This window comes from Streptomyces sp. NPDC048349 (assembly GCF_040651925.1).
Classification (GTDB): Bacteria; Actinomycetota; Actinomycetes; order Streptomycetales; family Streptomycetaceae; genus Streptomyces.
In genome coordinates this window covers 1-13,074 of the sequence record NZ_JBEZLA010000105.1, presented here as the reverse complement: position 1 = coordinate 13,074, position 13,074 = coordinate 1, and the positions used below count along the sequence as shown (strand labels likewise).

The 13,074-nt window shown below is 72.2% G+C and carries 10 protein-coding genes and 1 pseudogene; 4 read left to right on the top strand and 7 right to left on the bottom strand.

Annotated features, from left to right (window positions below; all coding sequences use genetic code 11):
* Positions 1-171: 171 nt before the first annotated feature.
* Together AB0D44_RS32990 and AB0D44_RS32985 are read right to left on the bottom strand one after the other, a co-directional pair.
* Positions 172-852, bottom strand: a complete 681-nt coding sequence (locus tag AB0D44_RS32990; protein WP_362598147.1) for an HAD-IA family hydrolase — start codon at positions 850-852, stop codon at positions 172-174.
* Positions 853-1,256: 404 nt separating this feature from the next.
* Positions 1,257-1,799, bottom strand: a complete 543-nt coding sequence (locus tag AB0D44_RS32985; RefSeq protein WP_362598144.1) for a peptidoglycan-binding domain-containing protein — start codon at positions 1,797-1,799, stop codon at positions 1,257-1,259.
* A 726-nt stretch (positions 1,800-2,525) separates the two neighbouring features.
* Between AB0D44_RS32985 and AB0D44_RS32980 the strand changes: the two genes are divergently transcribed.
* A complete protein-coding gene (locus tag AB0D44_RS32980) occupies positions 2,526-4,619 on the top strand; it encodes an MFS transporter (RefSeq protein WP_362598143.1) in 2,094 nt (697 codons plus the stop codon).
* Between the two features lie 97 nt (positions 4,620-4,716).
* On the opposite strand, the gene AB0D44_RS32975 is transcribed toward AB0D44_RS32980, so the two are convergent.
* Complete coding sequence (locus AB0D44_RS32975; RefSeq protein WP_362598140.1) at positions 4,717-5,223, bottom strand: GNAT family N-acetyltransferase; 507 nt, start codon at positions 5,221-5,223, stop codon at positions 4,717-4,719.
* A 107-nt stretch (positions 5,224-5,330) separates the two neighbouring features.
* On the opposite strand from AB0D44_RS32975, the gene AB0D44_RS32970 reads away from it, so the two are divergent.
* Positions 5,331-5,726, top strand: a complete 396-nt coding sequence (locus tag AB0D44_RS32970; protein ID WP_362598138.1) for a nuclear transport factor 2 family protein — start codon at positions 5,331-5,333, stop codon at positions 5,724-5,726.
* A gap of 55 nt (positions 5,727-5,781) precedes the next feature.
* Here the strand turns inward: AB0D44_RS32970 and AB0D44_RS32965 are convergent, their stop codons facing one another.
* Complete coding sequence (locus AB0D44_RS32965; RefSeq protein WP_362598135.1) at positions 5,782-6,123, bottom strand: antibiotic biosynthesis monooxygenase; 342 nt, start codon at positions 6,121-6,123, stop codon at positions 5,782-5,784.
* A 119-nt stretch (positions 6,124-6,242) separates the two neighbouring features.
* On the opposite strand from AB0D44_RS32965, the gene AB0D44_RS32960 reads away from it, so the two are divergent.
* Entirely contained in the window at positions 6,243-8,324 is a 2,082-nt protein-coding gene (locus AB0D44_RS32960) for a bifunctional glycosyltransferase 87/phosphatase PAP2 family protein (RefSeq protein ID WP_362598132.1), read from the top strand.
* On the opposite strand, the gene AB0D44_RS32955 is transcribed toward AB0D44_RS32960, so the two are convergent.
* The gene (locus tag AB0D44_RS32955) at positions 8,293-9,840 is read right to left on the bottom strand and encodes an FAD-binding oxidoreductase (RefSeq protein WP_362598129.1); all 1,548 of its coding nucleotides are present in this window, start codon (positions 9,838-9,840) and stop codon (positions 8,293-8,295) included. The genes AB0D44_RS32960 and AB0D44_RS32955 overlap by 32 nt on opposite strands.
* A 297-nt stretch (positions 9,841-10,137) precedes the next feature.
* Entirely contained in the window at positions 10,138-11,382 is a 1,245-nt protein-coding gene (locus AB0D44_RS32950) for a cytochrome P450 (protein WP_362598126.1), read from the bottom strand.
* Between the two features lie 242 nt (positions 11,383-11,624).
* Here AB0D44_RS32950 and AB0D44_RS32945 point away from each other — a divergent pair, with 242 nt between their 5' ends.
* Positions 11,625-12,794 (top strand): steroid 3-ketoacyl-CoA thiolase, encoded by a 1,170-nt coding sequence (locus tag AB0D44_RS32945; protein WP_362598123.1) that lies wholly within the window; start codon positions 11,625-11,627, stop codon positions 12,792-12,794.
* Between the two features lie 188 nt (positions 12,795-12,982).
* Here AB0D44_RS32945 and AB0D44_RS32940 read toward each other — a convergent pair.
* A pseudogene (locus AB0D44_RS32940) lies at positions 12,983-13,074 on the bottom strand (lytic transglycosylase domain-containing protein); the annotation flags it as partial.

Here is a 13,074-nt window from a genome sequence, read left to right as displayed (position 1 = left end):
GCCTGTCAAGGGTGGCCGAAGGCCATCGCGAAGCGACGCGACGAAGGAGCGCCCTTGACAGGCCGGCCCGACCCGGAAAGACTATGGGACTGGCGGGAAACCCCCAAACCCTCCCTGATCGGCATCGACCGGAATCAGGCCCCCCGAAGCCCCCGCCCAGCGCCCCCGCCCCTACGCCGCCGCTTCGACCGTGATGTGGATCGTGCCGTCTTGGGCCGTCGTGACGCGGAGGGACGTGAGGTCCGGGGCGTGAGCCGTCGGGGCGTGGGCGGCCGCGCGGGGGCCGATGCCGATCACGCGCATGCCCGCAGCCCGGCCTGCGGCGATGCCTGCGGCCGAGTCCTCGAAGACGATGCAGTCGGCCGGGTCCATGCCCAGGGCGGCGGCGCCCTTGAGGAAGCCCTCCGGGTGGGGCTTGCTGGCCTGGACGGACTCGGCGGTGACCCGTACCGCGGGCATCGGCAGGGCCGCGGCGGTCATCCTGGTCGCGGCCAGGGCCGCGTCGGCGGAGGTGACGAGCGCATGCGGCAGCCCGGCGATCGCCGCCATGAACTCCGGGGCGCCCGCGACCGCTACCACCCCGTCGGTGTCGGCGGTCTCGCGGGCCAGCATCACGGCGTTCTCCGCGTGATTGACCTCCATCGGGCGGTCCGGGAGCAGCACGGCCATGGTTGCGTAGCCCTGGCGGCCGTGGACCACCTTGAGGGCCTCCTCCGGATCCAGTCCGTGCGCCACCGCCCACTCGCGCCAGCACCGCTCGACCACCGCGTCGGAATTGACGATGGTGCCGTCCATGTCCAGGAGCAGGGCTTTGGCGGTGAGGACGACAGGTGCGGTGGTGGTGGCCGGCATCGGCGGGCTCCAGACGGGGGGAGAAAGAGAACAAGTGGTTCCGTCCACCGGTCAGGGAGTGAGGACGGAACCACTTTGTTCCTCCACGATACAAAATGCTGACGCTCCGCGCCACCGCAGAGGGTGTGACCCCCGTCCCTCCGGCTTTCTGTCGCCTCAGCCTCATCGCAGGTTTCCTCTCCGCGGCCGCTGTGTGCGGGTACGCGAAAGCCCGCGCCGACGAGGGCGGCGCGGGCTTCGATGCCGGCCGGCGGAGCCGGGCAGCGCGGACAGTGCGAACAGCGGTGGTGGGGTGGGGTGGGGTAGGGCGGGGAAGCGGACGGCGGTGGCGGCGGTCAGGTCGCATGACCGGACCCTGCCCCTGCGCTCTGGCCTCCAGACCTCCAGCCCTCCGGCCCGGGTTTCTAGCCCTCCAGCGCCTTGCGGGTGACGGGGCCGTAGACGCCCCATTCCTCCTCGTCGATGCCGTTCTGGTACTGGAACGTCGAGACGGCGTTCTCCACCCGCCAGTCGAACTTTCCGTTGATCTTGGATGTGTAGAGCCCCCTGGCTGCCAGCAGCCGCTGGAGCTTCTCCACTTCCGGCCCCGAGTCCCCGTACCGCAAGGTCGGTGCCGCCGCCGGCGGCGTAGGGCTGGGGGTGCGGCTCGTGCTGGGGGAGGCGCTCGGGGTGGGGGGTGCCGAGGAGCGGGACGCGCTCGGAGAGGGCGACGGCGACTTGGACGTGCTCGGCGACGGGGACGGCGAGGCCGAGGGGGAGGGGCTGGCGGTCCCGGTGGTGGACGGAGTGGGAGACGGGCTGGATGCGGCAAGGCTCGTCACCGGCGCGGATGCCTTCGCGTCCATCAGGGCGGTGTCGTTCCCCGCGGAACTCGGGAGCACCCACAGGGCCACGGCGGTCCCCCCGAGGGCCACCACCGCGGCGGCGCCGATCAGCACGGGGAGCATTCGGCGGATCGCAGGGCCGGTGCGCTTCTCGGGGCCCCCTCCCCCTCCCCTCCCCCCGCCCCCGGTGGTGTCGGGGTGGGTCCCGGCCTCCTGGATGGCGCGGAGCTGCACCGTCTCGGCCGCGTCCGGCACGTGCCCCGGCCCACCCGGCACGTGCCCAGGCCCGTTCGTTACGTGCTCCGGCCCGCCCGGCACGTGTCCAGGCCCGCCCGGCACGTGCCCCGGCCCGCCCGGAGCGTGGTCGTCGTGGCCGCCCGGCACGTGGTCCTCAGGCCTGGGGTGGCCTACCGGCCCGCCCGGGACGTGCCCGTCCTGCCCGGCACGGCTGCCCGGCCCGCCCGCGCTGCCCGGCCACGGCTGCTCCGCCGGCGGCGCGGGGATCCCGTACGGCGGGGTGTCGTCCTGGGGTGGCGGCGGGGTCACCACGCGGGCTATCGGCGGCGGGGGTGGCAGCGGGGCGTCGTCCGGTTCGCCCGGGTCGGGCAACGAGACGTACGGGCGGACGCGCAGGGGGTCGTAACCCGCACCCGGCGCACACCGGCAGCCGGCACCGGGGGCGCCGCAATCTGGACAGTGCTCACCGTTCACTGGAATCCCTCCCTGGACACTGCCAGGCATTATGCAGACCCGCCGGGCGGCTCCCAACCCTCTCCTCGTCCCGCCGAGAGGCCATAACCGGACACACCACGCAGGATGGAGATGTTGATCCGGCCTGAGGAGGTATCGATGGCTCAGGATGTGACCACGGACGCCGTGGACCCCCGTCCCGGCCCGAAGGGCTCCGGACCCGCCGCCGAACACGCCTCTCGCGAGGTGCTCGTCTCCATCGGCGCCCTGCTCCTGGGCCTGCTGATCGCCGCCCTCGACCAGACCATCGTCTCCACCGCCCTGCCGACCATCGTCAGCGACCTCGGCGGCATGGCGCACCTGTCCTGGGTCGTCACCGCCTACATGCTCGCCTCCACCGCCGCCACCCCCCTGTGGGGCAAGCTCGGCGACCAGTACGGACGCAAGAAGCTGTTCCAGTACGCCATCGTCCTCTTCCTGATCGGCTCCGCCCTGTGCGGCCTCGCCCAGGACATGGCCCAGCTCATCGGCTTCCGGGCCCTGCAGGGCCTGGGCGGCGGCGGGCTGATCGTGCTGTCCATGGCGATCGTCGGCGACATCGTCCCGCCCCGCGAACGCGGCAAGTACCAGGGCCTGTTCGGCGGTGTCTTCGGTGCGACGAGCGTGCTGGGCCCGCTGCTGGGCGGCCTGTTCGTCGACCACCTGTCATGGCGCTGGGTCTTCTACATCAACCTCCCCATCGGTCTCGTCGCGCTCGCCGTCATCGCCGCCGCGCTGCGCATTCCGGTGCGTTCCTCGAAGCACACGATCGACTACCTCGGTACCCTCCTCATCGCCTCCGTCGCCACCTGCCTCGTCCTGGTCGCCTCCCTCGGCGGTACCACCTGGGCCTGGGGGTCGGCCCAGATCGTCGGACTCGCCGTCCTCGGCGCGGTGCTGCTCGTCGCCTTCCTCTTCGTGGAGCGCAGGGCCGCGGAACCGGTCCTGCCGCTCAAGCTGTTCCGCATCCGCACCTTCACGCTCTGCTCGGTGATCAGCTTCGTCGTGGGCTTCGCCATGTTCGGCGCGATGGTCTACCTGCCGACCTTCCTGCAGGTCGTCCAGGGCGTCTCGCCGACGATGTCCGGAGTCCACATGCTGCCGATGGTGCTCGGCATGCTGATCTCCTCGACCGCCTCCGGCCAGATCGTCAGCCGCACCGGCCGGTGGAAGGTCTTCCCCATCGCCGGTACCGCCGTCACCGCCGTCGGGCTGCTCCTCCTGCACCAGCTGCACCGCACCAGCTCCACCTGGGAGATGAGCGTCTACTTCTTCGTGTTCGGCGTGGGACTCGGCCTGGTGATGCAGGTCCTCGTGCTGGTGGTGCAGAACTCCGTCAGCTACGCGGACCTCGGTGTCGCCACCTCAGGGGCGACCTTCTTCCGGTCCATCGGCGCCTCCTTCGGCGTCGCTATCTTCGGCACGATCTTCACCAACCGTCTCGATGACAAGCTGGCCACGGCGCTTGCGGGTGTCCCGCTGCCTCCCGGCGCGGGAGCCACCCAGCTGGAGGCCGACCCGCGGGCCATCGGCGCACTTCCCGCCGAGCTGCGACCCCGCGTGCTCGACGCCTACGCCACCTCCATCACCGACGTGTTCCTCTACGCCGTGCCCGTCGTCCTCCTCGCGTTCGTGATCGCCTGGTTCCTCAAGGAGGACAAGCTCCGCGGCTCGGTCACCGCGCCCGATGTGAGCGAGACACTCGCCTCCAATCCCGTCGAGCGCTCCTCCCGCGACGAGGTGGCCCGCGCGCTGTCGGTGCTCGGCACCAAGGAGGGCCGCCGGCACGTCTACGAGAGGATCACCGAGAAGGCGGGCTACGACCTGCTGCCCGCCGCGAGCTGGCTGCTGCTGCGGATCAACAAGTACGGCTCGGCGGAGCCGGCCGTGCTGGCCGAGCGCACCATCGTGCCGTTGAAGGCCATCACGGAAGCCGCCCGCCAGGTCGAAGGGCGCCACCTCGCCGCACGGGAGGGGCTGGCGCTGGTCCTGACCGACGAGGGGCGGGCGGCGGCGGTCAGGCTCTCCGCCGCGCGCGAGGAGTCCCTCGCCGAGCTCCTCGGCGACTGGTGGGGCCCGGACCGCCCGACCGACCTGGTCCAGCTGGTCCAGGAGATCAACGCGGAACTGTGCGGGTCCGATGCCGAGGAGCCCTACGACGCCGCGCCCCGCCGCGACCACGCCGCGCCCCGCCGCGACCACGCCGCGCACTAGAGCGCCCACCGGCCGGCGAACCCGGCCGCATCCGCACCCCCGCACCCCCGGCACCCCCGGCACCCCAGCATCCCGGCACCCCCACCGCCGCGGCGGGTCAGACCAGGCGCTTTTCGAACCAGTGCTCTGCGTACGGGCCGCAGTTGTACGCCGGTATTTCCGCATACCCGTGCCGCGCGTACAGCGCCCGGGCTTCCACGAGGTCCGACCGGGTGTCGAGCCGGACCCGCTCGGCGCCCAGCGCGCGGGCCTGCGCCTCCAGGACCTCGAGCAGCGCCGCCCCGCCGCCGGTACCGCGGGCGCGCTGGTCGACGTACACCCTCGTGAGCTCGGCGGTGGCGGGGTCGAGCAGGCGTATCCCGCCGCACGCCAGGGCCTCGCCTCCGAGCCTGCCGACGACGAACTGGCCCGTGGGCGGGGCGAGGCCGTCGTCGGGGAAGTCCAGGAGGCCCTGGTCGATCTCGGCCTCCGTGACGGGCCGCTTCCAGTAACGGCCCGCGACCTCGGCGTAGTACGCGCGGCGCAGGACAGTGGCGTCGGGCGTGGTGAACGGCTCGGGGGTCACGGCCCAGGTACGGGTGAGGTGTTCGCTGTGCGTGGTCATGGCGTCATTGTGGAGCCCGGCGCGGATCTCCGGCGTGCAATATCCACAGGGACGGGCTGATGATAGGAAAAAGGGCAAACCGCGCGACCTGGAGGGTGTGAAACACCATGTCCGAGCATCCCGACTGTGCCCTGATCCGCCGCGGCTACGAGGCGTTCGCCCAGGGCGACATGGAGGCGCTGAGCGCGCTGATGACGGCCGACGTCATCCACCACGTGCCCGGCAGCAACCCGCTGTCCGGGCACCACAAGGGGCGGGAGAACGTCATGGACCTCTACCGCCGGCTCGGGGAGGAGACCAACGGCACCTTCCAGGTCCACCTGGAATCGGTCCTCGCCGACGGACGCGGCCACGTCATGAGTTTCCACACCGCCCGCGGTGACCGCGGCGACCGCGGCATCGAGATCCACCAGGGCCTCTTCTTCACCATCGTCGGCAACAAGATCACGGACATCGACCAGTGCACGGCCGACATCGACGAGGAAGACACCTTCTGGAGCTGAGCGCCGCCCGTCCTGCCCCTGCCGCCTGCCCCTGCCGCCTGCCGCCCGTCCTGCCTCAGGCCTTCTTCGGCGCCGCCTGCTGCACGACCTCGAACGACCACACCGTCGAGGCCGACGCCGCCGGCTTCGGCCGCTCGCCGCCCTCGCCGCCGCCCGCCGCGCCGCCACCCTGGTGGGCGGCCTTCATCGGCCCCTCCATCCACGCCTGGAAGTCCTCCTCGGACCGCCACCGCGTGTACACGAGGTACTGGTCGGTGCCCTCCACCGGCCGCAGCAGCTCGAACCACTCGAACCCGTCCGAGCTCTCCACCGCCCCCGCCCGCGAGGCGAACCGCCGCTCCAGGACCTCCCGCTGCTCGGCCGGCACGGTCAGCGCGTTGATCTTCACGATGCTCATGCGGGCCATCCTAGGTATCCCGCGCGGGATATCGTCGTCCAGGTAATGGAACGGGGCACGAAACGCGGCAGCCAGGCAAAGTCGGGGTTGCGGTCAACAGGGCGGGAGGCCGGCGAGGCGTGGCTAACGCGGCAGAGCACAGCGGTGCGAACGGACATGCCGGAGTCATAGGCGGTAGCGGCAGCAGACTCGGGGCGGCACGCCTCCTCCTGTGGGCACTGGCGGGAGCACTCGCCGTCAGACAGGCCGCCGTCGTGCTGAGCGTCCCGCCGGGCCAGTGGCTGAGCGGCTTCCACCTCCCCGACGGCCTTCCCGGCTCGCTCTACGACGCGGGCCAGTTCACCGGCACGCCCTTCGCCGGGCTCGTCCTCAAACCGCTCGTCGGCCTCGCCGCGCCGTCGCTGGAGGTCGCCTGGATCTCCCTGACGCTGCTGTTCGTCGCCGCCATCGGACTCGTCGCCGCGCGCGCCCTGCCCGACCCCGTGCCGCGCCGCACCGCACTGCTGGCCGCGCCCGTGCTGACCGCCCTGATGATGGTCTCGCTGCCCGTCCGCGAGGCCTCCTCGCCCGGCCAGACCGCCGTACTGCCCGTCCTCCTGGTGCTGCTCGCCGTCTTCCGCGTCCCCGGCGAGCGCCCGGCGGGCTTCCTCATCGGCCTCGCCGCGGCCCTCCAGCCCGCCCTGCTGATCTTCGCCCCCCTCCTGTGGCTCACCGGCCGCCGCCCCACCGCCGGGGCCGCCGCGGCCACGTTCGCCGGAGCCACCGCGCTGTCCTGGGCGGCCATGCCGCGCGACTCCTGGACGTACTGGGTCCACCACCTGGCCGGCACCGGTCTCGGCGGGGCCCCCGACAGCCTCGCCAACCAGTCCGTGCACGGCGCCCTGCTGCGCCTCGGGCTGACTGGACCCGCCGAGATCCTGCTCTACGCAGCCCTCGCGGCCGCCGTCGCCTTCATCGGCCTGCGCCGCGCCGTCCGCTACGCCCGCGACGGGCAGCTGCTGCTCGCCGTGGCCCTCACCGGCTGCGTGGCCGTCGCCGTGTCCCCCGCCGGCTGGCGCCACCAGCTGCTGTGGGTGCTGCTCGCCGTCGCCGGCAAGGTCGGCAGGCGGGCCGCGGACCGGCCCGTGTGGCCCGTCGCCGTCGTCCTCGCCATGACCCTGCCCAGCGCGGTGCTGCTGCCGAACCTGGCCGCGCTGGCCCCCGTGCGCGACAACGTGCTGCTCCTCGCCGCGCTGGCGGCCGCATGCGCCGTACCGTTCCTGCCGCGCTCCTCGCCGTACTGGCGCGAACCGGTCCCGACCGCCTACGGGAAGCCCGCGGCAGCCCGGTGGCAGCGGGTGCCGCTGCTGCCGTTCTGGCGGCGCGTGCTGTCGCGCCCCAACCTGCTGCTGGAACTCCTGCTGATACGGGTCGGCTACTCGCTCTACTCGCACATCAGGGCCGCGGCCCCCACCAGCCGCGACCTCGCCGAGGGCAACGGAAGCCAGATCCTCGGGATCGAGCGGGTCCTGGGCCTCGACATCGAGCACGCCGTGAACCACGCCGTCGTCAACACGCCCTGGCTGGAGGCGTTCTTCAACTTCTACTACACCTCCTTCCACTTCGTGGTGCCGCTGACGATCCTGGCCGTCCTGTACTGGCGCCGCCCGGGCGACTACCGCTGGGCGCGCGCCTCCCTGGGGCTGGCGACCGTACTGGCGCTCATAGGCTTTTGGCTGTACCCGCTCGCGCCGCCGCGCCTGATGCCCGGCCTCGGCTTCATCGACACCGTGCACGGCCCCCAGGACCTGGCCAACCCGTCGTACGGGGCCATGACCGCGATCTCCAACCAGTACGCGGCGATGCCCTCGCTGCACTTCGGCTGGTCGCTGTGGTGCGGCATCGTGATCGTCGTGCTGGCGCCGAAGGGCTGGCAGAAGCTGCTCGGCGCGCTCCACCCGCTGATCACGGTGTGCGCGATCGTCGCCACCGCCAACCACTGGGTCCTCGATGCGGTGGGCGGGGCGGTCGTCGTGGGCGCCGGATTCGGGCTCGTGTACGCGCTGTCCGGGCCGCGGCGGCTGCGGACGGCGCTGCCCGGGCAGCGGACGGGCGGCGAGGCGCACGAGAAGGAGCAGGAGAACGGGCCGGACGGCGGCCGGGGCAGCGGACCGGAACCGGGGCAGGAGCTCAGGACTCCGGCCGTGGCCCGGACGTCGTAGCCGGCGCCGGGGCGGAGGCCGCGGGCCCGGCGGACGCCGCGGGCCCGGCGGACGCCGCGGGCCCGGCGGACGCCGCGTGCGGTGCGGACGCCGCGGGCCCGGCGGACGCCGCGTGCGGTGCGGACGCCGCGGGCGGGGTCTGCTCGGCGGGCGGGATGTTCTGGTTGAGACGGAAGAGGTTCCCGGGGTCGTAGCGGCGTTTCAGCTCCCGCAGGCGCCGGTACTTCTCCGCTCCGTACGCCTGCTCGACCCGCTCCTCGCCCTCCTCCATCAGGAAGTTCGAGTAGACCCCGGTGTGGTGGGGCGCGAGCGCCGACCACAGGCCGCGTGCCCACGTCCGCTCCGCCTCGAAGCCCTCGGCGTCCAGCGTCGTCCCGTTGATGTTGTAGGTGTGCCCGGCGCCGCGCCCGCTGAAGGCCGTCTCGTCCTCCCCGACGCGGGTGATGGCCCCGCCGAGCTGGAAGATCGGGAAGGCGGTGTACGGCGAGGCGATCTTGGCCGCGTGCTCGGCCGTACGGTCGATGACGTCGTCCGTGAGCCGGGCGACGTCGCACGACTTGAAGTAGTACCAGCGGCCGCGCGGGAAGGACGGGTCGAACATCGCCTGGTGCTCGGTGAACGGCTTGGGCGCGCACAGGTCCAGGACGGGCGCCGGGCTGGCGTCCTCGCGCAGCGGCCGCAGTACCTCCTGCCCCTCCTCGACCGGGCCCGCGTAGCAGCACACCACCATCACGACCGGCTTGCCCTGCAGGTCGGGCGGTATGTAAGGGACCGTCGGCGCCTTGCGGTGGACGACCGCCGTCGTCAGCTCGTCCGGTACGGAGGTGATCCACTCCCGGTAGAAGCGCAGCAGCCGCGCCGATTCGGCCATCGGCCACACGATCGGACCGGCCAGCACGATCGGCCCGAGCGGGTTGAGCCGGAACGTGAACTCCGTGACGATCCCGAAGTTCCCGCCGCCGCCGCGCACGCCCCAGAAGAGGTCCGGGTTCTCGTCCTCGTTCGCCTTCACGAGGGATCCGTCCGCGGTGACCACGTCCACCGAGAGCAGCTGGTCGATGGTGAGCCCGTACTTGCGCATGAGCCAGCCGATCCCGCCGCCGAGGGTCAGCCCCGCGAGCCCGGTGTGCGTGACGATGCCGGCCGGTACGGCCAGCCCGAACGCCTGCGTCTCGTGGTCCAGCTCGCCCAGCAGGACCCCGGCCTGCGCCCTGACGGTCCGGGCCTGCGGATCCACGCGGATGCCCCGCAGGGGGGAGAGGTCGATGACGATCCCGCCGTCGCACACCGACTGCCCGGGGAAGCTGTGCCCGCCGCCCCGTACGGCGACCGGGAGCCCGGCCGCGGGGCCGGCCGCGAACCGCACGGCGTCGATGACGTCCGCGACGCCCGCGCAGTGGGCGATGAGGGCGGGGGAGCGGTCGATGGAGCCGTTCCAGACCCGCCGGTCCTCGTCGTAGGTGGGGTCTCCAGGCTGCACGAGCCGCCCCCGGAAGGACTGACCGAGCGTGGCCATGCTCCCAGTCTGGCACCGGGCCGCCGCCTTCGCCGCCGCACGGCCCGGGCGGCCGGCACCGGCCGTACGGCACCGGCCGTAGGGACCGCCGGGGCCGCGGACCGCCCGCGCCCGCAGGCCGAAGGGGCGCCGGGGCACAGCATGCCCCGGCGCCCCTTCGGCTGGATCGCCGCTGTCCGTCAGGATCACCCGGTTCGGGCGTCGCCGCCACTCGAACGGGTGCGGGCCGGACTGCTGCCAGCGGACGGCAGGGGCCTGGGCGTGGGAGGAAGGGCCCCTGCCGTCCTGGGTCGCGGGTCAGCCGTGGCTGACCCGGAGCTCCTTGATGCCGTTGAGCCAGGCCGCGCGCAGGCGGCGCGGGTCCTCGCCCGTCAGGCGCAGGTCGGGCAGGGCGTCGGCCAGGGCGTTGAAGATCAGGTCGATCTCGAGCACGGCCAGGGACTTGCCGAGGCAGAAGTGCGGGCCTCCGCCGCCGAAGCCCAGGTGGGGGTTGGGATCGCGGGTGATGTCGAAGACGTCCGGGTTCTCGAAGACCTCGGGGTCGTGGTTGGCGGAGGAGTAGAACATCCCCACCCGGTCGCCCGCTTTGATCTTCTGGCCGCCCAGCTCCGTGTCCTGGGTGGCGGTGCGCTGGAAGGACACGACGGGGGTGGCCCAGCGGACGATCTCCTCCGCGGCGGTGGAGGGCCGGGTCGCCTTGTAGAGCTCCCACTGCTCGGGGTGGGTCAGGAAGGCGTGCATGCCGTGGCTGATGGCGTTGCGCGTGGTCTCGTTGCCCGCGACGGCCAGGAGGAGGACGAACATGCCGAACTCGTCGGAGCCGAGGTTGCCCTGGCCCTCCGCCGCCACCAGCTGCGACACGATGTCCTTGGCCGGGCACTCCTTGCGCTCGGCGGACAGGTTCATGGCGTAGCCGATGAGCTCCATCGCCGCCTCGGCGCCGACCTCCTCGGTGATCGCGTACTCCGGGTCGTCGTAGGCGATCATCTTGTTCGACCAGTCGAAGATCTTGGCGCGGTCCTTCTGCGGTACCCCGATCAGCTCGGCGATGGCCTGGAGCGGGAGCTCACAGGCCACTTGCGTGACGAAGTCGAAGCTGCCGTCGCCCGCCCCGGCCGCCGCCTCCTCGACGATCTTCCGGGCGCGGTCGCGCAGGGCCTCCTCCAGTCCGCGGATCGCCCGCGGGGTGAATCCGCGCTGCACGATCTGGCGTACGCGCGTGTGTTCCGGCGGATCCATGTTCAGCATGATCAGGCGCTGGGCATCTATCTGGTCGCGCTGGATGTGCTCGTTGAAGCGGATGATCGCCGTGTTGGTGGTGGAGGAGAAGAGTTCGGGGTGCGTGGAGACGTACTTGACGTCCGCGTGCCGGGTCACGACCCAGTAGCCCTCGTCGTCGAAACCGGTGATGCCGCGCCGCTGCGGGCACCACCACACGGGGGCGGTCTGCCGCAGCTGCGCGAACTCCGGGAGCGGGACCCGGCTTTGGAGCAGGTCGGGGTCGGTGGCGTCGAAGCCTTCGGGCAGCGCGGGGCAAGACATCGGGCGACTCCAAAGTCTGACGGCCCATCAGAAGTTGGCTTGAAGGTAGTAACGAGTTCTAGAAGTGACAAGGCTTGGCGCGTCAACTGTTGCGTGTGGAATCCGTGCAGGCCGCGTGCAAGACCCTTGCGTGCCGGGGCCCCAGGTCATAAGACTGCGGGGAGAACTAGAACGCGTACTAGTTCGGGGCGGGGCGCCGGGACGGCCCGCCGCGCTGTCGCAGTGCAGGAGAGGACGAGCTCATGGCCGCGGAACCCGTCATCGTCGAAGCCGTACGCACTCCCATCGGCAAGCGCGGGGGCGCGCTCGCCAACCTCCATCCCGCCTACCTGCTCGGCGAAACCTACCGGGAGCTCCTCGCCCGTACCGGAATCCAGCCCGACTGCGTCGAGCAGATCGTCGGCGGCACCGTCACCCACGCCGGCGAGCAGTCGATGAACCCCGCCCGCAACGCCTGGCTCGCCATGGGGCTCCCGTACGAGACCGCCGCGACGACGGTGGACTGCCAGTGCGGCAGCTCCCAGCAGGCCAACCACATGGTCGCCAACATGATCTCCGGCGGGGTCATGGACATCGGCATCGCCTGCGGCGTCGAGGCCATGAGCCGCGTACCGCTGGGGTCGGGGTCCAAGCACGGGCCCGGAAAGCCGTTCCCGGACGAGTGGAACGTGGACCTGCCCAACCAGTTCGAGGCGGCCGAGCGGATCGCCCGCCACCGGGGCCTGACCCGCGAGGACGTCGACACGCTGGGGCTGCTCTCGCAGGAGCGGGCCGCGGCCGCCTGGGCCGAGGAGCGGTTCAAGCGCGAGACCTTCGCCGTGCAGGTGCCGACGACGGAGGAGGAGCAGGCCGCCGGCCAGGGCATGTGGCGCCTGGTCGACCGGGACGAGGGCCTGCGCGACACCTCGATGGAGGCCCTGGCGCGGCTCAAGCCGGTCATGCCGACCGCCGTGCACACCGCCGGGAACTCCTCGCAGATATCCGACGGGGCCGCCGCCGTGATGTGGGCCTCGCGCAAGATGGCCCGCGCGCTCAAGCTGCGGCCGCGCGCCCGGATCGTCGCCCAGACGCTCGTCGGCGCCGACCCCCACTACCACCTGGACGGGCCGATCGACGCGACGCGGGCCGTGCTGGGCAAGGCCGGCATGTCCCTCAAGGACATCGACCTCGTCGAGATCAACGAGGCCTTCGCCTCCGTCGTCCTCAGCTGGGCCCAGGTCTTCGACCAGGACCTGGAGAAGGTCAACGTCAACGGCGGTGGCATCGCGCTCGGACACCCCGTCGGCGCCACCGGCGCCCGGCTGATCACCACGGCGCTGCACGAGCTGGAGCGCCGCGACAAGGAATTCGCGCTGATCACCATGTGCGCGGGCGGCGCGCTGGCGACCGGCACGATCATCCAGCGCCTGTAGCCCGCCGTCGCCGCGCGCCGTTGCCGCATGCCGTCGTGCCCCCGCCGCATGCCACCGCGCGCCGCACGAAGACCCCGTGGGATGGGAACAGAAGGCCCCGGTGGCCGGACCTGGGGAGGCCGGCCACCGGGGCCTTCGTATGTGCTGCGTGCTGCGTGCTGCGTGCTGCGTGCTGTGCCGCTGCCGGCTTAGTACCAGTGGTTGGCGGACCAGAAGTTCCAGGCGCCGACCGGGCTGCCGTAGCGCTCGTTCATGTACTGCAGGCCCCACTTGATCTGGG